The sequence below is a fragment of the Bacillus sp. FSL K6-1003 genome, assembly GCF_037964945.1.
In the GTDB taxonomy this organism is placed as follows: Bacteria; Bacillota; Bacilli; order Bacillales; family Bacillaceae; genus Bacillus; species Bacillus mojavensis.
This window is the reverse complement of the sequence record NZ_CP150176.1, coordinates 3,428,552-3,451,431: the sequence shown is the minus strand read 5'-3', so window position 1 is coordinate 3,451,431 and position 22,880 is coordinate 3,428,552. Positions and strand designations below refer to the sequence as shown.

Below are 22,880 nucleotides of genomic sequence, written 5' to 3'. Positions count from 1 at the left end.
TAGAGGTGTAATGTTGAAAATTACTGCAGCAGTACCCACATACAACTCAGAACATTTTATCTCCCGCTGCCTGGATAGTCTGGTTCAACAAACCATGCCGAATAGTGAGTACGAAATTATTTGTGTAGATGATTGTTCTCAGGATGGCACGGTTCCACTATTAAAAAAATACAGTGAACGGTATTCTAATATAACGGTTATTGAACGAGAGGAAAACTCGGGGGGACCAGGAGAACCAAGAAACCAAGCCATACGCGTGGCCAGCGGTGAATACATTTTTTTTATAGATTCCGATGATTATTTAGGAATTGAAGCGTTTGAGAGAATGTATCAATTTGCTAAACAGCACGATTCAGATATTGTCCTTGGAAAAATGGTCGGAGTAAATGGCAGATCGGTTCCGCAAGCTATATTTAAAGAAACAAAACCTGAGGCGGACCTTGTGAAATCTCCGCTTGTCTACTCAATTGGCCCGACAAAACTTTTTAAAGTTTCACTGCTTAGGAATCATGACATATATTTCCCTTCTAATATACAGGCCACAGAAGATCAGGTATTTGTCATGAAAGCTTATTTAGAAGCGGACAAAATTTCTGTCTTGGCTGACTATGATTATTACTACGCTGTACAGCATGATGGCGAGCATATGACATTTGCATATGTTGCGCCACAAAGTTACTACGGTGCAATGAAGGTCATCATAGATATGATTCGGGAGAGCCGTCTTCCTCGTACCGATAAAATGAAATTTATGGCGAAGTTTTTAAATCGTCATTTTGACTTTTCTAGAACAACGGACTTTACCGTAACAATTGAGGATGAACAGGAACAACAAGAGTGGATGACGGAGCTGCATCATTTTGTTGAGCGAAATATTCCTCAGGAAATTGATAGGCTTGTTCATTCTCATACACGGTTAAAATTATATTTTGTACGTCATAATGACCTAAAGGGCTTGAAGCAATTTGAAGCTGATAAAGAAAATATGACTCAATATACATCTGTAAAAAATGGTCATATCATAGCAAACTATCCCAGCCTTATCCCCTATCAGTTAACAGAGAATGAACGGATTATTGATGACAGAAACAAAATCAGTCATTACGTGAGCAAATTTCAAATGAAGAACAACACTTTTTCATTAAAAGGAACGGTAACCCACTCGGCTTTACAACCAGAGCATCAAGTTATGCTAACGTTATCTGGTATTTGGGTGCACCGTGAAAGAAAAACTGAAAAAGTTATTACTCCGGTGTATGCCAAGGGGGGGGAATTTGAATTTCTCACGAAGTTTACTGATTTGGCCGTTAATGAAGAAGATATTGGTGTTTGGGACTTCTTTATTGAATCAGAGATTGACGGTTATAAAAAACGAGCCCGAATTGGCAGCAACAGAGCAAAGTATCCCTATTCGCAACATGCTAAATATATAGGGAATAACGGGGAATATGCTTTTAGCGCAAGACCGTACTTTACAAAAACATACGATAATTTGTCGGTGGAAATTAGAAAGCAAGAAGTTCTGAAAGTTGAATTCAGAAATAATGATTCGGATCAGCATTTAACGTTTATATTCCCTGGAAGCCAATTGTTTTTTCCGAAGCAATCTTTATTATTGCTAGAATTCAATAACCAAGAGTTTTTAATTCCAATTAAAAAACAAATCAGTTCCGCTGATGGGACAGTGATTCAGGTTGACCGGAATCTCGTTGAACAAAAATTTGCGCCGGCTTATTTACAAAACAACAATATCGTTTTATCCATTAATTCATATAAAACGACATTGGTTCCTAAAAAGGATGTAAGTGTGTATTTTTGCAGTAAAAATATTGAAAAAAAACTATGGTGTTTTAAAATAAGAAAGAAAGTAGATCTATTTATACAATCAGACCAATCCAAATTCTATCTAACAGCCCGTTAAACAAAGAAACCAGGTGACAATTATGAAAAAACTAAAAGTCATGACCGTCTTCGGAACCAGGCCGGAAGCGATAAAGATGGCGCCGCTTGTGCTTGAATTAAAAAAATATCCTGAAATAGAGTCCTATGTAACGGTGACTGCCCAGCACAGACAAATGCTGGATCAGGTGCTTGAAGCGTTTCGGATTAAGCCTGATTTCGATTTGAACATTATGAAGGAGCGGCAGACGCTGGCAGAAATTACGTCCAATGCGCTTGTGAAATTGGATGAGCTGTTTAAAGACATCAAGCCTGATATTGTGCTTGTCCACGGTGATACCACGACGACATTTGCCGGAAGCCTCGCCGCGTTTTATCATCAAATTGCTGTCGGGCATGTTGAGGCCGGTCTTCGTACAGGCAATAAATATTCTCCGTTTCCGGAAGAGCTCAACCGCCAGATGACCGGTGCCATTGCTGATTTGCATTTTGCGCCGACAGGACAGGCAAGAGACAACTTGTTAAAAGAAAACAAAAAGGCCGATTCTATTTTTGTAACGGGCAATACAGCGATTGACGCGCTTCGCACAACAGTTAGGGAAGGTTATTCACACCCTGTCCTTGACCAGGTGGGGGAGGATAAGATGATTTTGCTGACCGCTCATCGCCGTGAAAACTTAGGTGAGCCGATGGAAAACATGTTTAAGGCCATCCGCAGAATTGTAGAGGAATATAATGATGTACAGGTTGTTTACCCTGTGCACCTTAACCCTGTTGTCCGGGAAGCGGCTCAGAAGCATTTTGGCGACTCTGACAGAGTGCATCTGATTGAGCCTTTAGAAGTAATTGATTTCCATAACTTTGCGGCAAAATCCCATTTCATTTTGACTGATTCCGGAGGAGTGCAGGAGGAAGCACCATCGCTCGGGAAACCGGTGCTTGTGCTTCGTGATACGACGGAGCGCCCTGAAGGAGTGGAAGCAGGGACGCTTAAACTTGCGGGGACAAATGAGGAGAACATTTATCAGCTTGCAAAAGAGCTCTTAACTGACGCCGATGAGTATCAGAAAATGTCCTATGCTTCAAATCCGTATGGTGATGGACAGGCCTCCCGCCGGATTGTAGAGGAATTGCTGTTTCATTACGGATATCGGAATGAACATCCGGACTCTTTTACGGGTAAATAAAAAAGAAGCTTTGCACATAGGGTGCGAAGCTTCTTTTATTTTAGCTTTCTAAGCTTTCTTTCAGTTCATTTGAGATGTCAGCTAGCTGGCTCTCATCTGCTTTATAGTAATAGACGTCATTGATTCTTGTGCCTTCGCCTTTCAGTTCGTGCTGCTTGATATGTTTTCGAGCGCCTTTGTAATCAGACTGGATATCCCACATATTATCGAACGTCAAATTGGTTTTCACATTATTTTCAACGACCTTAAACATATCTCCAAACTTTGTAACGGAAGAGATATTTGCCCCTTTGTTAATAATGCCTTCAATCACTTGGCGCTGACGGTCCTGACGTCCGAAGTCTCCTCTTGGATCTTCTTTTCTCATTCGTGTATACGCCAATGCTTCTTTTCCGTTCAGTGTGATTTCTCCTTTGCCGAATGAGTAACCGTCATAGCTGAACGCAAATGTGCTGTTAACTGTGATGCCGCCGAGTGTATCAACAACGTCTCTAAAGCTTTCCATGTTGACTTTTACAAAATAATCGACCGGAACATCGAGGAAGTTTTCAACCGTGTCAACTGCCATTTGTGTACCGCCATATGCGTATGAATGGTTGATTTTATCCATCGTGCCTTTTCCGATAATTTTTGTATATGTGTCACGCGGTATGCTGACCATGTCGGTTGTATTCGTTTTGGGGTTAACAGTCATATAAATGAGCGTGTCGGCACGGCCTTTATCGCCGTCGCGCTCATCCACACCCATGATTAAAACGGAAAACGGGTCCTTTTTATTGATATTGACCTCTGTGTCCCTCTTTTTGGATTTATCAATACTTTCATGAATACTTGCAACGGTTGAAGCGGCTTTATGCCATAAGTAGTATGCATAACCGCCTGTACAGAGGACGAACACTGCCAGTATGGTTAAAATGACAAGTAAAACCTTTCTCTTTTTCTTTCTTTTTTCAGCTCTCATATAAAGTCCTCACTTTTTTGTAATCTAGTTCGATTATAAGTTTCTTAATATTTGAAAACAACTAAAATTTGTCTGATTCTTTACAATAGACGACAGTTTGTAACAAATGTTTCGGTAATTTAAGAAAATCCGCAAAAAATTTTCGTTGTTTTGAAAGAAATCTTAAAATAAGCTTAAAATTGTCGATAAAAAGATGAGAGGTGATATAGGAATGAAAAAAATCGCTATTTTAATGTTCTCAATGCTGCTTCTTTTATCTGCATGTGGCACAGCTGAGAACAAAACAGGTTCAGAGACAAATTCAGAAAGCCAGGATGCGGCTGCTGAAGAGACGGTTACAAAGGAAGGTACGTTTGCCGGTTTAGCAGACAGCCATACGATTGCAGTCACTATTGATGGTAAAGAAACTTCGATTCAGGTTGGTTCAGACCTTCAGGACAAAATGAACAGCATGTCAGAAGGACAAAAAGTTGTTGTCAAATATACTAAAGGAACAAATGGCGCCTTAGAGCTTAAAGATTTAGAGACGAAGTAATTTAACTTCTTAGGGGGTTACATATTTTGAAGAAAATGAAGCTTTTGCTTCTATCGTCAGTCACTGCAGCTGCTATTGCATGTCCTGCATTTATGCAGTCTGCAAAAGCAGCTGATAAAACCATTTCGGTAAAGCTGAGTAATTATGTAGGCAGTAAGTCAAGTCTGGATGTGGATATCACAGGTGGTTATGAGATCTCTGGCTCAAGAATTGCAGATACAGAGCGGTATGGGGGAGCTACCCGTTTTGATGTTGCCAATAATGTTGCTTCCGCGGGCTGGACAAACCCTACAACTGTAGTCATAGTGAACCGAGATGCCTTTGCTGATGCACTCTCAGCAACTCCGCTGGCTAAAAAATACGATGCTCCGATTCTGTTAACAGATGCGAATTCATTAACACCTAAAACAGAAAGCGAAATCGCAAAATTAAACCCTGATAATATCCTCATTATTGGCGGGACAATAAGCGTTTCTAAAAATGTAGAAAACACATTGAAAAAATATGGTTCTATTGATCGGATTGGCGGGGCTACCCGTTATGAGGTTTCTAAAAACATAGCCGACCGCATGGGGAATTACAGTCAAGCTGTAGTTGCAACCGGCATGGTCTTTACAGACGCCCTGTCAATTGCGCCATATGCTGCAATGAACGGTTATCCGATATTACTTGCGGGAGACAATAACATCCGCAGCGATTACAAAATTCCGAGCAAGGTTACAATTGTCGGCGGTCCGTTGAGTGTCAGCACTGGCGTGGAAGCCACATTAAAAAAACAAGCGACTGTGAAACGGATTGGCGGGGTTTCACGTTATCAAGTATCTGCCAATATCGTAAAAGAATTAAATATGAAAGCAACAAAGGTTTTCATGTCGAACGGCCAAACCTTTGCGGATGCATTGACGGGGTCTGTGCTTGCAGCAAAGCAGGGAAGTCCTTTATTGCTTGTTGAGTCCGGCAGCCTGCCGTCACCAGTCGCTGATGTAGTGGCAGAAAAAGGGACACAGTCATTTGCTCTGCTTGGAGGAAGCATCTCCATCAGTGATTCGCTGAAAAATAACCTGGCTGATACCTTTGCGGGGACAGGTTATTCAGTTAAATTGTCCGGCGGAAACCTAGTACTCTATAAAAACACCACTGCCATTAAAACATTGGGCACTTCATTTACAGCAAAGCCTAAAAAATACGCAACAACGAATTCTATTAACTTGAATGGAACGCCGTATCTCGGAAACATGAAATTTACGATTGAGTCCGGCAAGTACATTCGTCCCATCAACGTGGATATCCCTTTTGAGGATTATTTAAAGGGTGTTGTTCCGCACGAAATGCCGGCAAGCTGGCAGAAAGAGGCGTTAAAGGCTCAAGCTGTCGCAGCGAGAACCTATTCTATCAGCTCGGCCGGAAAAGAAGTGAAAGATACTACAGCTTTTCAGGTTTACGGCGGCTATGACTGGAATTCGAAAACTTCTGAAGTGGTGGAATCCACAAAAGGAAAAGTCTTGAAATATAATGGGAATTTGATTACAGCTACGTATTCATCAAGTAACGGCGGGTATACAGAAGCGAGCGACGAGGTCTGGAGCAGCAAGCTTCCTTATTTAATCGCCAAAAAAGATACGTACGACCCGCAAATCAGCTGGTCCCTGTCATTAAACAAGACCCAGCTTGATAAAAGCAGTCTGAATCTGAAAAGCCCGGGATCGTGGTGGAGCTCTAAAAATGAAACAAACTCTGCCTATTTAAGCGGTTTGAAAAGCTGGTTTATTAAAAATAAATACACCAGTGCCGAGTCTATCAAAATCACGAAAATTTCCAGTGTGAAATTCAGTACGGCAAAAACAGCCGGCCAGCGTCCGGAAACAGCAGATGTAACATTTTCATATTTCGCAAAAGAGAAATCAAAAGGTTACATCCTTTCCAATGGAAGTTTGAGCGAAAAAACAGCGACAATTTCTGTACCGACGACACAGCTTAGAACAATGCTGGGCGCTTCAAATATGAAGAGTACATATGCGTCTGTCTCAAGCAATACAAGTGCCTTTATCATTAGCGGTAAAGGCTACGGACACGGTATAGGCATGAGTCAGTACGGGGCCAATGCCAGAGCTGCTGCCGGGCAATCATATACAACGATTTTAAATTTTTACTATCCGGGAACGACTCTATCAAGCTATTAAAAGGTTGATAGAAGTTTAGGGAGGCGCTTCTGCCTCCTTCGTTCGTTATTTGATGTATGAATCATTATTAATCTTTGGAGGGACTATCTTTGCGGATCTTTCTTAAAAGCATACCAATACTGATATTGGGAGTCTTGTTGTTTGTACCGAATGCTTTTGCGGCCAATTCTGTCACAAGACTGGATGGAGCAAGCAGATATGAAGTTGCTGTGAATGTTTCAAAACAAGGCTGGAGCAGCGCGAGCACAGTTGTTGTGGCGAACGGAACAGCCTATGCCGATGTATTAACTGCAGCTCCTTTGGCTTATAAATACAATGCTCCTATTCTGTTAACTGAATCATCTAAACTGACTGCGCCGACTAAAAGCAGAATCAGTCAGCTCAAACCGAGCAGGGTCATCGTAATTGGCGGAACGATCAGTGTTTCCAACAATGTTGTAAGTGAAATGAAAAACCTGGGTGTTTCCACAGTGGAACGTATTGGCGGAAGAAGCCGCTATGAGGTTGCCCAAAATATTTCTAAGAAATTGTCTTCAAATTCTAAAGCAGTAATCGCAAATGGAACGGCATATGCTGACAGTCTGGCAATCGGTTCTTATGCTGCACGCAACGGAATTCCGATTTTGTTAACAACGGCAAGCTCAATTCCGACACCGACAAAAAATGCGATGAGCAGTAAAGGAACGTCATCGACTATTGTGGTCGGTGGAGAAATCAGTGTCTCAAAAAGTGTTTACAGCCAGCTCCCTTCTCCAACGAGAATCGGCGGAAACAGCCGTTTTGAGGTCGCTGCAAACATAGCGAAAAAGTATTATTCTTCATCAAAAGCCGCTTTTGTCAGCAATGGTTATACATATGCTGATGCTTTAGCAGGTTCTGTCCTGGCGGCGAAGCAAAATCGCCCGATGTTATTTACGGATGCCGGTTCACTGCCGACTGCTACAAGAGCAGCCATCGGTTCAAACAGCAAGAATATGTTCACTGTACTTGGGGGAACCATTTCAGTTACAACAAATGTTGTCAATCAGCTCAAAAATGTAATTGTAGGTAAAAAGGTTTTTGTGGATGCTGGACACGGAGGATACGACAGCGGAGCGATCGGGAACGGATTAAAGGAGAAAGACGTTAACCTAGCCGTTGCAAAGCTCGTAAACAGCAAACTTTCTAAAGGCGGAGCTATACCGATTATGGCCAGATCAACGGATGTATTTTTAGAGCTTTCTGAACGTGTTGCAAAAGCCAAAAGCAACAATGCAAACCTGTTTGTAAGTATTCACTCCAATTCAGCGAGCCCGGCTGCTACTGGCACAGAAACGTACTATTATACAAAGTATGAGTCAGACAACAGTAAACGCCTTGCGACAGAAATACAAAACCGACTCTATAAAGCGCTGAATACTCAAAACCGAGGCGTGAAAATCGGAAACTTCCATGTGATCAGAGAGTCGACGATGCCTAGCAGTTTAGCGGAGCTGGCATTCATATCAAATGCAAATGACGCAAGTAAGTTAAAGAGTGCTTTATACCAAGAAAAAGCAGCGCAAGCAATATATGAGGGAATTATCGGCTATTACTAGAAAGATAAGTATTTACTTGGACACGGCTTGTCGGCAAACCTATCAGGAGTTGCAGGCAAGCTTTTTTATACGATAAAATGAATTTTAAATCCAACTACCTTGTAAATGTTTAACATAATTTAAACTTAGGTATATTTTTTTTGATATTTGTTTTTGCTATAATGAACTGAATCAAAATATTTATTATGACCCAGTAGGGTAGTGAGGTAATCGATGAAAATAAGCATTGCTATACCTGTATATAATTCTGAAGATCTTATTTCTGAATGTCTTGACAGCTTAGTTAATCAAACAATGCCTAAAGAGGATTATGAGATTATTTGTGTGGATGATAAATCTACAGATTCGTCTTTAGACATATTGAATCAATATAAACAGAAATATGAAAACATTGTTGTGGTTGAAAGAACGGAAAATTCAGGCGGACCAGGTGCTCCACGAAACGACGCAATAAAAATTGCCAAAGGTGAGTACATTTTATTTGTTGATTCCGATGATTATTTAGGCAGTGAAGCATTATTGAGATGGTATAATTTTTCAAAAGAGAATCAATCTGATATTACTTTAGGAAAGTTAAAAGGGATAAACGGAAGAGGAGTACCAAAATCGATGTTTAAGGAAACAAATCCGGATGTTGATTTGGTTGATTCCAAAATCGTTTTTACCCTGGGGCCTCAAAAGCTGTTTAAAGCTTCACTTTTAAAAGAGAATCATTTAACGTTTCCTACTCACATAAAAGCAGCAGAGGATCAAGTCTTTACGATGAATGCTTATCTGAAAGCAAAGAAGATATCTGTTTCAGCTGACTATGATTATTACTATCTGGTCAAAAGAGACGGCGAACATATGAGTGTTGCTTATGTTCCTCCAGAAAATTTTTATGGAGCAATGGAAGATATTATTTCTGCAATCAAAGCAAGTGATTTGGAAGAAGAGAGAAAAATTAAGCTGATGGCAGTATTTTTAAATAGGCATTTTGATTTCTCTCGGACAAAAAATGTCACGATCAAAATGAAAAAAGAGGAAGAGAGAGCAGAATGGTTTCAATATCTCTCATCATTTATTCATGCAGTACCTGAAGAAGCTGATCAATTTGTATTACCGCATATCAAATTACGGCTTCTGTTTATTCGGAATAATGATTTACAAGGGTTAACCCAGTATGAGCGTGAGGAACAAGACATCAAGAAGTTCTGCACGGTGCATGAAGGTAATCTTATTGCACGTTATCCTAGCTTAGAGCGTTATCAAGTTTCTGAAGAGCTATTAAAAGTAAATTATAAAAACAAACTTGAACATTATCTGCAGAATATAGAATTTAGTGATCGTGTGCTCAGCATTCAAGGAACAATTAAACACAAATTGTTGGATGATGAAACGAATAAAAACCAATCTCTTACCGGAGTATTGGTTCATCGCAATACTAAGGCGGAAAAGTACATTTCTCCAGTTTCAAATGATAATTCAACGTTTACATTTGAATGCCTGTTTGATGAGATTGCATCTGCTGAAGAAGATTTAGGAGTTTGGGATTTCTTCATTGAATCGTCAGTAGACAGCTACAAACTTAGAGCAAGAGTAGGGAATAATCGAGCTCCGTACAAGTATTCAACAAAAGCTATGTATCTGGGGCATAACGCTTTGTTTGTCTATAGCGCCAGACCATATTTTACAATGAATTATGATAATCTTTCGATTGATATAAAGAAACATGCCTATACAGAAGCTGAACTTTCTTATGAAACAGAAACAAAAGATTTATCATTTATTTTTAGCGGTAAACAAATCTGTCTGCCAAATCAATCAAAAATTATTGTAAATACCGGTCAGTCTGAAATCTCATTGCCGATAAAACGTGTTGATTTAGTGCCTGATAGCACTAAATTAACAATAAATGTTCAAGGTTTGCTTGACCAATTGTCTAACGTTAAAAAAGAAAGATTAGTTGAATTTGCAATAAATACATCAAATAATAAAATCAGTGCTAAAGAGGATAATCAAGTAATTATCCTAGACAAAAAGAACGCAGAACAAAGCTTCATGTTGTTTTTTAGAAAAACGGTTGAGGTTCAATACAAGCTGACAACCTCTAAATCAAAATTTTACTTTCAATATTAAAATGCTTCCATTGAAGAGACAAATCGATGAACAACGGTTTGTCTCTTTTTTTATACATAATGCTTAGTTTTTAAAAAAAGTGTCAAAAACAATAAAAAGTTAACAAAGAAATGTCAGAAAAAATAACAAATTCACACTTCTTAACAATCCATTTACAACCAATTAACATCCGTCTGCTAAACTGACTGGCATAGGTCATCATAACATCCCAAACAAATCGTGAGGTGTGTGTCAGTGGGTGCAGAAAAAAGCATGAATGTGAGTCGCGAATTATCAGTGCAGCAAGCATCATTTGCATTATCTGAAAAAACGGCTCGTTATTTGGCAGTAAAGCGCGTGATGGATATTTGGTTTGCGCTGATTGGATTGGTGGTTGCGCTGCCAATAATTGCGGTATTTTCAATATTGATTTGTTTGGAGACACCGGGGCCTGCCATCTATACGCAGGAGCGTGTAGGAAAAGGCGGGAAACCTTTTAAGCTTTATAAGCTTCGTTCCATGAAAATAGATGCCGAGAAGTCTGGGGCGGTTTGGGCGCAGAAGCAGGATCCGCGGGTGACACGAATTGGAGCATTTATCAGAAGAACGCGAATTGACGAGCTCCCTCAGCTGTTTAATGTGCTGAAAGGCGATATGAGTATGATTGGCCCTCGCCCGGAACGTCCAGTGTTTACGGAAAAGTTCCAGAATGAGATTCCGGGGTTTACACAGCGTCTGGCTGTCAAACCGGGATTGAGCGGCTGGGCGCAGGTGAACGGCGGTTACGACATGACGCCGAAGGAAAAGCTTATATTTGATTTATATTACATTCGCAATCTGACTTTCATGTTGGAATTAAAGATTATGTTAAAAACTTGTAAAGTAGTCTTGACAGGTGATGGTGCAAGATAAACATCTGCATTCGCCATCAAACTGAGCTTAAAAAGAAGTAGGGAATATGATGCCAAGTATTACAAAACAAATCATGAGCGGCGCAAAGTGGACAAGTGTTTCAACAATCTGTATTACAATCATTCAAATCGTTCAGTTTGCCTTGCTTGGAAATATGATGACCTTAACGGAATTTGGACTCGTCGGCATGATCACAACGGTTACAATATTTGCCCAGATCGTGCTTGATATGGGGTTTGGCGCTGCGTTAATTCAAAGAGATGACGCTACGGAGCGCCAGCTGTCAACATTGTATTGGCTGAACATTATGACCGGCATTTTGCTGTTTGTGCTTTTATATGTGAGCAGTCCCGTCATTGCGGGATTTTATCAAAGAGAAGAGCTTGTGTTTCTCATCAGGATTTTGGGGATTATGTTTTTGGTTGCTCCGATTGGACAGCAGTACCAGTATATGCTGCAGAAGGAGCTGCAATTTAATACGTTAAGCAAAATAGAGATTCTTTCAAATGCATTGTCCTTTGGATATTTAGCGATAGCGGTTTTTATGATGGATGCGATTTTGGCATACGTGATCTCTCAGGTGCTGCTGCAGTCCAGCAAAGGGATTTTATTCTGGGCTGTATATCAAAAAAAGTGGCGCCCATCCTTTGTTTTTGATCTAGGGGGAATGAAGGAGTTCTTCTCCTTTGGAGCCTTTCAGCTTTCATCCCGTCTTGTGAACAGGCTGGGAGCGAACATCGATATGATCTTAATCGGCAGGTTTATCGGTGCTGAAGCGCTGGGCATTTATAATCTTGCCTATCAGATTGTCACCATTCCGGTTTTGAAGATTAATCCGATTGTGACGCGGGTCGCGTTTCCTATTTTCGCCAAAAACAAATACGAAAACAGCGTGATCAGAGAAGGCTTTCTGAATATGACAAAAATGCTTGCGCTTGTATCGTTCCCGCTGTTAATCGGGCTCGTATCCGTGTCAGACGCCTTTATCGCAGCTGTTTTCGGAGAAAAATGGCTTGCTGCTGTCCCTGTTCTGAATGTTCTTGCCGTCGTCGGGATACTCAGGGTGCTGATGAATCCGAATGGTTCTGTGCTCCTTGCCAAAGGAAGAGCAGATTTGGCTTTTTATTGGGACTCCGGCGTTATGCTGCTGTATGGTTTGTCGCTGTTTGCAGCAGTTCAGACGGGTAATCTTCTGACTGTCGCTTGGGTATATGCCGTCATCAGTGTTTTCAATTTTCTAATCGGTCGCTGGCTGCTGGCATATGTCATTAATCTCAATCTTTCAGCTTATTTTAAAGCCGTTATGAAGCCTTTTCTGATCACAGCGGGTATGGCCGTTATCGCGTTCGGCGCGAGTTTAGGAACAGAACGCTTCAGCATGCAGGCGGAGATGAGGCTGGCAATTCCAGTGGCGGCTGGGGCGCTCTGCTATCTCTTTCTTTTAGGAAAAGCGTACCCTCAGATGAAAAGCAAACTACTAAGAAAAGGACGTTTGTCATGAAGATTTTGTGGATCACAAGCGTATATCCAAGCAGTCTGAAACCCGGCGAGGGTGTGTTTCATGAAACACAGGTGCAAGAGCTGCTGAAGCTCGGGCTGGATATCACCGTGATATGCCCAAGACCTTTTCACCCTGCGCCTCTCCGTATGCTGAAAAAGGCATATCGAAAAAAGGATGCCAGACCAGAATATGAGATACGGAAAGGAATACCGGTTTACCGGCCTTTCTATCCCGCTGTTCCCGGCCAGCTGAAATGGGCCCAGCCACACCGGCGCATTGGGGCAGCTGTTTTAAAAACCATTAAACAGCATGACTTGAACCCTGATCTGATCCATGCGCACTTTGCTATGCCGTCGGGCGGGGCTGCGGCAGTCGTGGCAAAGACAATCGGGATACCGTATATTTTGACTTTGCATGGCAGTGATGTGAATGTCTATCCGCACTACAGCAAAGGTGCGTTTAAAGCCTTCAAAACTGCGGTTGGTTCCGCATCCGCAGTTCTTGCAGTCAGCGAAAAGCTTCAGGAAGAAACCAAAAAACTTTCCGGCTTTGACAGTACGGTTTTACCGATCGGTATACAGCTCAGCCGTTTTCAGGAAAATGAGCAGACAAAAGAAGAAATCAGAAAAAACCTTGGACTCCCGCTTGACCAGCGCCTTGCTGTCTATGTGGGCAGGCTCGTTAAGGAAAAAGGCATTTTTGAATTATCAGAAGCCATTGAGATGATGGAGGAAGCGCCTCGAGCCGTTTATGTCGGAGACGGCCCCGCAAAATCTTTACTGAGGCAAAAGGGGCATATTGTGACAGGCCAAGTGCCGAATCACAGGGTGAGAGATTATTTGCTCGCCTCAGATATGTTCGTGCTCCCTTCTTATAGCGAAGGAATGCCGACAGTTGTAATCGAGGCACTGGCACTGCGGGTTCCTGTCATCTGTACAGATGTCGGAGGAGTGGCTTCATTATTCGGCAAACACCGCCATTTGCTGATTGAACCGAAATCAGCTCAAGCCTTAGCAAACACGATCTCTTTATACGCACAGGATCAAATATGGAAGCCGGAAGTGGCGGATGAATTATATCAAATCATTCACACTCAATATGACGCCGGAAAAAATGCCAGGGCGCTGCACGATCAGTATCAGATGGTTTTGAAAACACCTGTTTAATCGTAAGTAACTGCGACCAATATAAATAGGAACATGAATTTACAGGAGAGGGATGAGGGCTGTGAAAAAAATTGCTGTCATTGGAACAGGATATGTAGGACTCGTATCTGGGACCTGCTTTGCGGAAATCGGAAATAAAGTGATTTGCTGTGATATCAACGAATCAAAAATCAGAAGTCTGAAAAACGGAGTAATCCCAATCTATGAACCAGGGCTTGCAGATCTAGTTGAAAAAAATGTGTTAGAACAGCGTCTGTCTTTTACTAACGATATTCCGTCTGCCATTCGGACTTCAGACATTATTTATATTGCAGTCGGAACACCGATGTCTAAAACAGGCGAAGCTGATTTAACATACGTAAAAGCGGCTGCGAAAACGATCGGTGAACATCTCAACGGCTACAAAATCATTGTCAATAAAAGCACAGTCCCAGTCGGTACCGGAAAACTGGTTCAATCTATCGTACAAAAAGCTTCGAAGGGAAGATGCTCCTTTGATGTTGTATCCAACCCTGAATTTCTTCGGGAGGGCTCAGCGATTCATGACACGATGAATATGGAGCGTGCCGTCATCGGGTCAACCAGTCATAAAGCCGCTTCCATCATAGAGGAACTGCATCAGCCTTTTCATGCTCCTGTTATTAAAACGAATTTAGAAAGTGCAGAGATGATTAAATATGCTGCAAATGCATTTTTGGCAACAAAGATTTCGTTTATTAACGATATCGCGAACATTTGCGAGCGAGTCGGCGCGGACGTTTCAAAAGTTGCTGACGGCGTCGGGCTCGACAGCCGGATCGGCAGAAAGTTCTTGAAAGCTGGTATTGGGTTTGGCGGCTCCTGCTTTCCTAAGGATACAACCGCACTGCTTCAAATTGCCAAAACGGCCGGATATCCATTCAAGCTTATAGAAGCTGTCATTGAAACGAATGAAAAGCAGCGTGTTCACATTGTAGATAAGCTCTTAACTGTGATGGGTAGCATAAAAGGGAGAACCATTTCCGTGCTCGGATTGGCCTTCAAACCGAATACAAACGATGTGAGGTCCGCTCCAGCTCTCGATATCATTCCAATGCTGCAGCAGCTGGGCGCACAGGTGAAAGCATATGATCCGATTGCCATTCCGGAGGCATCAGCAGTCCTTGGCGATCAGACCGAGTATTATACAGATGTGTATGCTGCGATGGAGGGAACCGACGCGTGCCTTATTTTGACCGATTGGCCGGAAGTAAAAGAAATGGAGCTTGTAAAAGCGAAAATGCTTTTAAAACAGCCAATCATCATCGATGGCAGAAATATATTTTCACTCGAAGAAATGCAGGCTGCGGGATACATTTATCACTCCATCGGCCGTCCTGCGGTTCGGGGAACAGAACCTTCCGACCGCTACTTTCCGGCTTTGCCAATGGAAGAATTGGCTAAGGATTTGGGAAGCGTCAATTTATAAAAAGAAAAAGGGTTACTTGTTTGAAGTGCCGGCTGCTTAGGCTCGGCCGCCGGCTCCTGAAACATCAGGAAAGGGGTTAAGCATGTGAGTATCAAACGTTCAGCGGTTCATACGCTTGCGTTACTGGCCGCTGTCATATTGGGGATCGTCCTATTGCTGGGAGCCATCCGCACAGATACAGGTCTTATGCAGATGGCTGCCGTTCTCGCTGTATTGGCAATCGGCCTGTTTGCACTGACGCTTGCAGCATCATTTACAACACAAGAACAGCTTTTTATGGCCGTCATCTATATTTTGATTGCCTGCACTTTTTTAAATAATGCTTTTTTCGCGATTCATCTTGGATTCTTTAGTTTGTTTCTTTATCGGCTCTTACTCATTACAGCAGGCTGCCTCCATCTTGTCGGGGTACTGCGGAGCCGAACACATATTGAAAGGTGGAATGGGCTGCAAGTAAAAGGAATTTTGCTCTTTTTCGCCTTTTGGTTTTTATATGGCCTTGTTTCCTTGCTATGGGCCAAATCAGTTACAGACGGTCTGAAATATTTAGCACTGCTGGCGATGGGGATATTTTTTATTTATCTCATTGTGATGTATGTGCAAAAAATGGAACGCCTGATGATTATTTATTCCATCTGGCTAGTGATGACGGTATTTCTGATGATCATCGGTTTTTACAATCATATCACGCATCATCATCTCCCGAGTTCGACTTTGTACAGCGGACCGGAATATAAGCAGCATTATCCGACCTCAGTCTTTTTTAATCAAAATGATTTTGCGACATTTTTGTCTATCAGTTTCTTTTTTTACATTGCCATGGTGAAAAACATAACGAATGGATACTTAAAGGGAATTGGCCTTTTGCTCTCGTTCGGTGCATTGTATTTAATTTTTGCGACGGGTTCTAGAGCCAGTCTGCTGGGCGTTTTTGCGGGAATAGCCGTCTACATTTTTATTGTCTTGCCGCCTGTTCTGAAAAAAATCGCCCTTTGGCTGTCGGCAGCTGGAATTGCGGTCTTTGCAGTTCTTTTTGCCAGCCGGATATTCGCAGTGTTTTGGAAGCTGTTTCTGGCTCCTCAAACGTCTCATTCATTCCAAGAAACACTTCCGTCCAACGTGGCCAGGGCCAATCTATTAAAAAACGCATGGCACTTCTTCCTTGACTCATACGGATTCGGAGTGGGCGCAGGAAATGTGTCTTATTATCTAGAGCATCATGCTTTATATGATACTGACAATGTGACAGAGGTGCACAATTGGCTTGTAGAGATTCTGGCAAACTTCGGCTTGCTTATCATGCTCGGCTATCTGGCCATTTATTTATACCTCATGTGGGTGCTTTACAAGTTTTATGAAAGAAAAATGGAAAATCAGTCAAAACTGATCACAGAAGGGCTCATCACGGCTATGGTCAGTTTCCTGGTATCCAGCATCAGCCCAAGCTCTGTCTCAAATTTATTTTTCCATTGGGTATTTCTGGCGCTCGTCATCGCCGCTGTAAACGTCTTAAGACGATCCAGACAGCAGCTTGAGCCCATATACCGGTAAATAGACTACAAAAAAGCAGGGAGACTTATATGAAGGATATAGTGATAAGATTAGCCCGGCGCATAAAGAAAAATATTATCTGGATTATATTAGTGCCGCTTATTTTAGGTGTGGCGGGGTATATACTGCCGTCTCAAATTGCGGATAAAAAGAGTTACACAGCTGAGGTTACTTTAGCTGTGGGGAGCTATGATCATCCGATTTATAACAGTACAGAAGAGATTCCGCTCCTGCTGAGGAGTGATGCTTTTTTGAAGGAGGCGCTTCCTGACGAAAAAGATGAAGATCTTGCAGAGATCAAAGAGAAGCTTACCGTAAAATCGGAATCTAAGTCTTTACTGTCTTTGAGCTATGCCGATCAGGATCAGGAAAGAACCGAATCAGTTTTGAACGCTATTTCCTCCACCTTTCTCAAAAACGACCAAAAGCTGTTTGAAGAAAGAGAAGCCGTCATTCGCCGCAGTATTGACGCGCTGGAAGGTGAAACGGTGAGCGAGGATTCCAAAGTGGATAAAGAAAGATTTTTATATGAGCTGAAAAACACACAGCTTAATCTGAAAGCGGCAAGTGCCGTTGATTCTGAAACCGTAAGTGAGGCATCAGGCGGAGGAATGTCCCCGAAAAAGAAAGCGGTTCTGGGTGTTCTGATCGGCATAACGATTGCCTTTATGTTCGTTGTCATTCCTGAATTTTTCAGAGAGTCCTTTTAAAATCATACGATGGAGATGTGATCATGACCAACTGGAAACCTCTCGTATCTGTCATTACACCTTCTTATAATGCGCGTGACTATATTGAAGACACGATTCAATCAGTGTTAGATCAGAGCCACCCTCATTGGGAAATGATTATTGTGGATGATTGCTCAACGGACGGCACACGCGACATTTTAATGCAGTATGAGAAGATAGATGAAAGAATTCATGTGATATATCTGGAAGAAAACAGCGGAGCCGCGATAGCAAGAAATAAAGCGCTGGAACATGCCCAAGGACGCTACGTGGCATTTTTGGACAGTGATGACAAATGGAAAAAAGACAAACTGAAAAAGCAGCTTGATTTTATGATGGACCGGTCCTGTGCGTTTACCTTCACAGGCTACAGCTTAATGTCACAGGACGGGGTGCCGATGGATAAATTCATTCATGCACCCGAAAGCCTGACATATGATGACGCTCTTAAAAATACCATTATCGGCTGTCTAACGGTGATGATTGACAGGGAACAGACGGGACAGATTCAAATGCCGAATATTAGAACGAGGCAAGACTTGGCAACATGGCTTGCTCTTTTAAAAAAGGGTTTTACAGCTTACGGAATGAATGAGTGTTTAGCTGAATACCGGCTTGTCAATAATTCGATTTCAAGCAACAAATGGAAGGCTGCCAAAAAAACATGGTTTGTCTACAGGGAGATTGAACGGCTCCATTTAATGAAAGCGACATGGTGTTTTGTTCAATATGCAAAAAACGCGGTGAAAAAAAGGCTGTAACCGCAAACAGAGAGAAAAGGTGATGAAGGTGGAAACAAAAGCAATGATTCACGTCATCGTGGCTACTGCTGAATGGGGAAAAGATCAATTGAGGTACAGACGGCACCGATTGGCTGAATTTTTAGCTGCTCAGGAAGAAACAAAGGAAGTCATCTGGGTCTGTCCGGCTCCGCGCACCCAAAGGATCGAATTTCAGCAAGTACAATCCGGCATCCGTCAATACGCCGTAAAGGACTTGCTGCAAAAGAAAATGTTTCGCTTCGGACGATATACCGATGTGTTTTATAAGCATAAGCTCTCACCTTTATTAGAAGAGCTGAAATCCGCTTCAGCCAGAGGTGAACGCTGCTGCTTATGGTACACGTTTCCCGGATTTCCGCTGCTGTCTTCACTATATCCCTGGGATCAGGTGATTTATGATTGCAGTGACTTGTGGGCGGCGCCGATCAGCGGACGTTCAAATATGCTGTCCGAGTTCAGGCGGAAAGTCATCAAAACCGCGGAGCTGCGAATTATTGAGCGTGCTGATTCCATTACTTGTTCATCGGAATTTCTGCGCAATGAAGTTGATAAAAAACTGACAGCGGGACGAGAAAAGGTTCATACCGTTGAAAACGGTGTTGAATATGACCTGTTTTCAGAACATAAAGCGGCACCTGACCGAAGCATCTTGCAGGGAAGAGAAGGGGCCGTACTGGGGTTTATCGGCGGAATTAAACCAAAGCTGGATTTTAAATTGATTGAAGAAGCGGCTCTGAGAAAACCTGATTGGACCTTTTTATGGGTCGGCCCGGACGCCACCAATGGTGATACAGCGTTTCAAGAGCTTCTGAAGCTTTCCAATGTGATATGGACGGGGCCGGCAGATCCGAAAGAAGTTCCGCATTTTATGGAATTGATTGATATCGGGATTATGCCGTATAAAAAGTCATCCTATAACCAGGCGGTTTTCCCTCTTAAGTTATTTGAATTTTTGGCAGCGGGAAAGCCGGTCGTCGGCTCTAACCTTCCGTCAACTTCTAAAATGCAAAAGCCGTATATTTACGAATATATGGAAGGCAATGACCATAATGATTTTATAGATGCGTGCGAGAAAGTGCTTGAAAAAAGCGGAGATGAGGCATACAAAGAGATGCGGCGAAACATTGCCCGCACCCAAGATTGGAATGTTTTATTTAAACAAATCATGAAATATACAGGGATTCAAAAACATGCGTAGTCCTTTAATTGGGATGCGCGTTTTTTGATTATACGTGTTTCTTTTTGATGAAGCTTGTTATAATAACTAAGGAGAAGGTATAATGGAAGGAACGGTTCTCTAAAATAAAGACTTCATATAATTCCAAAGGAGACTTCTTTATGCTTGACGAACGCATGATTCGCATTGTTGTTGCGTTTATTGTCTCGCTGCTAACGGTTTTAATCATAACCCCAATCGTAAAAAGGATTGCGATTAAAATAGGTGCAGTTGATCAGCCCGGCAATCGAAAAGTACATGATAAAATCATGCCCCGAATGGGCGGGCTGGCCATATTTATCGGGGTGGTTACAGGCGTGCTTGTATCCGGTATATACACAGAAACAAGAATGACGGCTATCACAGTTGGGGCCTTTATCATTATTGTGTTGGGAATCTTAGACGATAAATATCAATTAAGCGCAAAAGTTAAATTTATTATTCAATTAGCCGTGGCTATTATGATTGTAAGCACGGGTTTAAAAATGGACTTTTTCTCAGTACCTTTTTTAGCTGAACGGTTTGAATTGGGCTGGATGGCATATCCGCTGACTGTATTATGGATTGTCGGCATCACAAACGCGATGAACCTGATTGACGGATTAGACGGCCTTGCAGCAGGTCTTTCTGTTATTGGCCTGTCCACGATCGCAGTTATGGCGCTATCCGGCGGCAAAGTACTCATTCTGTCACTTTCATTGGTGGTTATCGCAAGTACGCTCGGATTTTTGTTCTACAATTTTCATCCGGCAAAAATCTTTATGGGGGATACGGGATCATTGTTTCTAGGGTATGTGATTTCTATTCTCTCATTGTTAGGGCTGTATAAAAGCGTAACATTGTTCAGTATTGTCATTCCAATTATTATATTAGGCGTGCCGATTTTTGACACAACATTTGCAATCATAAGACGGATACTAAACAAACAGCCGATTTCGGCGCCTGATAAATCACATATCCACCACAGGCTGATGGCCTTTGGCCTTTCACATCGGATGTCGGTCATTGTCATTTATCTGATTGGATTTATTTTCAGCATCAGTGCAATTGTGTTGAAAAGCGCTACAATTTGGCTTTCCTTGTTTATTATCTTTATCTTAATTATATTTATGCAAATAATAGCAGAAGTTACGGGACTCGTGAATGAACGTTTTAAGCCATTTACAAAATTCTATAAACGTCTTGTGAAAAGAAATTAAAAACTCCGGTTCGATGAGCCGGAGTTTTTTCTGCGCAAAAAAGCCCGATCCGTAAAGGACGGGCTTTTTTAAATTTAATATGATGAATCAGTTGTTGAATTTGTTGTCCCATTTGAGCTTGTGCTGCTGTCATTTGTGTAGCCGCTTCCGCTCGTATTGCCGTCTGTTGCCGTGCTAGAACTGTCAGAGCTGTCTGATGTTGAGCTATCGGTACTGGAGCTGCCAATGCTTGAACTGCTCGTATCAGGATCATAATCTAAATGCTCTTGAAGGGTTTTTCTGACGTTTTCCAGATTCGCAGCATCCGGTTCAAAATAATATGTTTTATTAGGCCCTAAATACAAGTCGGAACCAGTAATTGACAGTGTGTCGATTTTCTTGCTGGTAAAGCCGCTGTAAATCTGCTGTAGGGCTAGACCTTCAGTAATGCGAATATTGGTTTCAACGTTTTCACTGGCTGTCTCTGCGATTTTATCAATTTTTGCAATATTGCTTGCGCTGGACATCCGATCGATTAACGCGTTTAAAATTTGTTTCTGTCTGTCGTTACGGCCGAAGTCGCCGCGTTTATCCTGTTTTCTCATGCGGGCATACGCCAAGGCTTCTTCACCATTTAAATGCATCTCGCCTTTTTTGAAATAAATCCGTTTGCTTTCGTCCACATCACTTTTCTCATCAAAGTCGAAAGGTACATCTACATCAATACCGCCAACCTCATTAATAACATCTTTAAATCCGTCAAAATCGACTGTTACATATTTATCGATTGGTATTTGCAAGAATTGTTCAACAGTTTCAACAGTCTCATCTTTTCCGCCTTTGCTGTAAGCGGAATTGATCTTTGTTTTGGTGCCGGTTGTGTCATTAGCTAATTGCACTCGTGTATCGCGCGGAATGCTAAGCATTTTCATGGTTTTATTTTTCGGGTCAAGGGTAACTACAATAAGAGAGTCCGATCTCCCTTTTTGCCCTTTTGTCGCGTAATCTTCAATTCCCATAAATAAAATAGAAAATGGTTTTTTCTTCATATCTACAACTTCATTGCGTAGATTTGATTTATCTCCGCGGGAAAGTGCATCGTATGAATCATCCGCAGCGTTAATGGTTTTATATAGTTTATATCCTCCGAGCCCTACAACTACCAATAATGCAAGGACGAACAACAACATAATCCTTTTTAAAATTTTTCTGCGTTTGCTCTTTTTCTTTTTGCGCACACGCACTCTAACGCGTTCAGTCATTATTCAGTCTCCTTTATGTGATTGACGGCTTTTTCAAGGTACGTCAACTCTCCCTCTGTAATATCACTTTTTCCATTTGTTAACTCTGTCATCCACTCAGAAAACGATTGTGTTTCTTTTTCTTCTACATATGCTTCGAATTCTACGTTTTCTGCATAATGGATTTCTTTTAATAGAAAAGGCGATTCCCTTAATTCATTTTCAATCTTGCCAAGCCAAGTATAATCTGCGGAAGTATGCATAACCCTCATAAGCTTCCGTTCTACGACACCTATATGGTTTAATCCTTCAGACACTGACTTCCCATAAGCGCGGATTAAACCGCCTGCTCCCAGCTTTATGCCGCCGAAGTAACGCGTGACGACTGCACAAGTATCCTTAAGTCTGCGTTTTTTTAACACCTCGAGCATAGGGACTCCTGCTGTGCCACTCGGCTCTCCGTCATCATTGGCTTTTTGGATATGATCGTTTTCGCCAATAACGTAAGCTGAGCAATTATGAGTTGCATTCCAGTGCTGTTTCTTTATTTTCTGTATAAATTCCTGTGCTTCTTGTTCGGAAGAAACACGGCTTAAATGACAGATAAAACGCGATTTTTCTATAACAATCTCGTGTTCTCCTGCTTCTTTCACAGTGAAATAGCTGTGCAGCATGCTAGCTGACCCCCCGCTAAGCATAAAAGACTGCCTATACAAATT

General features: G+C 41.9%; 18 protein-coding genes. 15 read left to right on the top strand and 3 right to left on the bottom strand.

The genetic code is table 11. The features are described from left to right. Positions 1–10: 10 nt before the first annotated feature. Together NSU16_RS17630 and wecB are read left to right on the top strand one after the other, a co-directional pair. Entirely contained in the window at positions 11–1,921 is a 1,911-nt protein-coding gene (locus NSU16_RS17630; RefSeq protein ID WP_339191641.1) for a glycosyltransferase, read from the top strand. 22 nt (positions 1,922–1,943) lie between these two features. Then, positions 1,944–3,086: a UDP-N-acetylglucosamine 2-epimerase (non-hydrolyzing) gene (gene wecB / locus NSU16_RS17625; RefSeq protein ID WP_103671250.1), complete on the top strand. Its 1,143-nt coding sequence runs from the start codon at positions 1,944–1,946 to the stop codon at positions 3,084–3,086. A 40-nt stretch (positions 3,087–3,126) separates the two neighbouring features. Here wecB and NSU16_RS17620 read toward each other — a convergent pair whose 3' ends face one another. Next, complete coding sequence (locus NSU16_RS17620; protein WP_168748879.1) at positions 3,127–4,047, bottom strand: LytR family transcriptional regulator; 921 nt, start codon at positions 4,045–4,047, stop codon at positions 3,127–3,129. Positions 4,048–4,258: 211 nt separating this feature from the next. On the opposite strand from NSU16_RS17620, the gene NSU16_RS17615 reads away from it, so the two are divergent. The 13 genes from NSU16_RS17615 to NSU16_RS17555 all read left to right on the top strand — a co-directional run bounded on the left by NSU16_RS17615 (position 4,259) and on the right by NSU16_RS17555 (position 20,941). After that, positions 4,259–4,582 carry a hypothetical protein gene (locus NSU16_RS17615; RefSeq protein ID WP_168748878.1) on the top strand — a complete coding sequence of 108 codons (324 nt, stop codon included), beginning with the start codon at positions 4,259–4,261 and terminating at the stop codon, positions 4,580–4,582. 26 nt (positions 4,583–4,608) lie between these two features. Continuing rightward, positions 4,609–6,762, top strand: a complete 2,154-nt coding sequence (locus NSU16_RS17610) for a SpoIID/LytB domain-containing protein (protein ID WP_168748877.1) — start codon at positions 4,609–4,611, stop codon at positions 6,760–6,762. 89 nt (positions 6,763–6,851) lie between these two features. Then, the gene (locus NSU16_RS17605; RefSeq protein ID WP_326218457.1) at positions 6,852–8,339 is read left to right on the top strand and encodes a cell wall-binding repeat-containing protein; all 1,488 of its coding nucleotides are present in this window, start codon (positions 6,852–6,854) and stop codon (positions 8,337–8,339) included. A 213-nt stretch (positions 8,340–8,552) separates the two neighbouring features. Continuing rightward, on the top strand, positions 8,553–10,457 hold the full coding sequence (locus tag NSU16_RS17600) for a glycosyltransferase family 2 protein (RefSeq protein WP_268472042.1): 1,905 nt from the start codon (positions 8,553–8,555) through the stop codon (positions 10,455–10,457). 234 nt (positions 10,458–10,691) lie between these two features. Then, complete coding sequence (locus NSU16_RS17595) at positions 10,692–11,348, top strand: sugar transferase (RefSeq protein ID WP_268447036.1); 657 nt, start codon at positions 10,692–10,694, stop codon at positions 11,346–11,348. A gap of 49 nt (positions 11,349–11,397) precedes the next feature. Continuing rightward, entirely contained in the window at positions 11,398–12,849 is a 1,452-nt protein-coding gene (locus NSU16_RS17590; RefSeq protein ID WP_339192717.1) for an MOP flippase family protein, read from the top strand. Next, a complete protein-coding gene (locus NSU16_RS17585) occupies positions 12,846–14,015 on the top strand; it encodes a glycosyltransferase family 4 protein (RefSeq protein WP_326218453.1) in 1,170 nt (389 codons plus the stop codon). Before NSU16_RS17590 ends, NSU16_RS17585 begins: the two co-directional genes overlap by 4 nt. Before the next feature lie 61 nt (positions 14,016–14,076). Then, a complete protein-coding gene (tuaD, locus tag NSU16_RS17580; RefSeq protein WP_168748872.1) occupies positions 14,077–15,462 on the top strand; it encodes a UDP-glucose 6-dehydrogenase TuaD in 1,386 nt (461 codons plus the stop codon). Positions 15,463–15,546: 84 nt separating this feature from the next. Further along, positions 15,547–17,013, top strand: coding sequence for an O-antigen ligase family protein (locus NSU16_RS17575; protein ID WP_268447041.1), 1,467 nt, complete (start codon positions 15,547–15,549; stop codon positions 17,011–17,013). A 29-nt stretch (positions 17,014–17,042) separates the two neighbouring features. Continuing rightward, positions 17,043–17,723, top strand: coding sequence for a Wzz/FepE/Etk N-terminal domain-containing protein (locus NSU16_RS17570; RefSeq protein WP_168748870.1), 681 nt, complete (start codon positions 17,043–17,045; stop codon positions 17,721–17,723). A 23-nt stretch (positions 17,724–17,746) separates the two neighbouring features. Continuing rightward, a complete protein-coding gene (locus NSU16_RS17565) occupies positions 17,747–18,505 on the top strand; it encodes a glycosyltransferase family 2 protein (RefSeq protein WP_326227564.1) in 759 nt (252 codons plus the stop codon). 28 nt (positions 18,506–18,533) lie between these two features. Next, positions 18,534–19,724 (top strand): glycosyltransferase family 1 protein, encoded by a 1,191-nt coding sequence (locus NSU16_RS17560; RefSeq protein WP_339192716.1) that lies wholly within the window; start codon positions 18,534–18,536, stop codon positions 19,722–19,724. 140 nt (positions 19,725–19,864) lie between these two features. Further along, a complete protein-coding gene (locus NSU16_RS17555) occupies positions 19,865–20,941 on the top strand; it encodes an MraY family glycosyltransferase (RefSeq protein WP_010332075.1) in 1,077 nt (358 codons plus the stop codon). 74 nt (positions 20,942–21,015) lie between these two features. Here NSU16_RS17555 and NSU16_RS17550 read toward each other — a convergent pair whose 3' ends face one another. Together NSU16_RS17550 and NSU16_RS17545 are read right to left on the bottom strand one after the other, a co-directional pair. Beyond that, complete coding sequence (locus tag NSU16_RS17550) at positions 21,016–22,182, bottom strand: LCP family protein (RefSeq protein WP_010332074.1); 1,167 nt, start codon at positions 22,180–22,182, stop codon at positions 21,016–21,018. Next, positions 22,182–22,835 (bottom strand): YigZ family protein, encoded by a 654-nt coding sequence (locus tag NSU16_RS17545; RefSeq protein WP_010332073.1) that lies wholly within the window; start codon positions 22,833–22,835, stop codon positions 22,182–22,184. Before NSU16_RS17545 ends, NSU16_RS17550 begins: the two co-directional genes overlap by 1 nt. Positions 22,836–22,880 lie beyond the last annotated feature (45 nt).

Excerpts from the sequence above, each read along its gene's own strand:
- NSU16_RS17630 (WP_339191641.1), top strand. The coding sequence starts at position 11 with ATGTTGAAAATTACTGCAGCAGTACCCACATACAACTCAGAACATTTT.
- NSU16_RS17545 (WP_010332073.1), bottom strand. The coding sequence starts at position 22,835 with ATGCTGCACAGCTATTTCACTGTGAAAGAAGCAGGAGAACACGAGATT.
- NSU16_RS17615 (WP_168748878.1), top strand. The coding sequence starts at position 4,259 with ATGAAAAAAATCGCTATTTTAATGTTCTCAATGCTGCTTCTTTTATCT.
- NSU16_RS17550 (WP_010332074.1), bottom strand. The coding sequence starts at position 22,182 with ATGACTGAACGCGTTAGAGTGCGTGTGCGCAAAAAGAAAAAGAGCAAA.
- NSU16_RS17565 (WP_326227564.1), top strand. The coding sequence starts at position 17,747 with ATGACCAACTGGAAACCTCTCGTATCTGTCATTACACCTTCTTATAAT.
- NSU16_RS17585 (WP_326218453.1), top strand. The coding sequence starts at position 12,846 with ATGAAGATTTTGTGGATCACAAGCGTATATCCAAGCAGTCTGAAACCC.
- NSU16_RS17600 (WP_268472042.1), top strand. The coding sequence starts at position 8,553 with ATGAAAATAAGCATTGCTATACCTGTATATAATTCTGAAGATCTTATT.
- NSU16_RS17620 (WP_168748879.1), bottom strand. The coding sequence starts at position 4,047 with ATGAGAGCTGAAAAAAGAAAGAAAAAGAGAAAGGTTTTACTTGTCATT.
- NSU16_RS17590 (WP_339192717.1), top strand. The coding sequence starts at position 11,398 with ATGCCAAGTATTACAAAACAAATCATGAGCGGCGCAAAGTGGACAAGT.
- wecB (WP_103671250.1), top strand. The coding sequence starts at position 1,944 with ATGAAAAAACTAAAAGTCATGACCGTCTTCGGAACCAGGCCGGAAGCG.
- NSU16_RS17570 (WP_168748870.1), top strand. The coding sequence starts at position 17,043 with ATGAAGGATATAGTGATAAGATTAGCCCGGCGCATAAAGAAAAATATT.
- NSU16_RS17555 (WP_010332075.1), top strand. The coding sequence starts at position 19,865 with ATGCTTGACGAACGCATGATTCGCATTGTTGTTGCGTTTATTGTCTCG.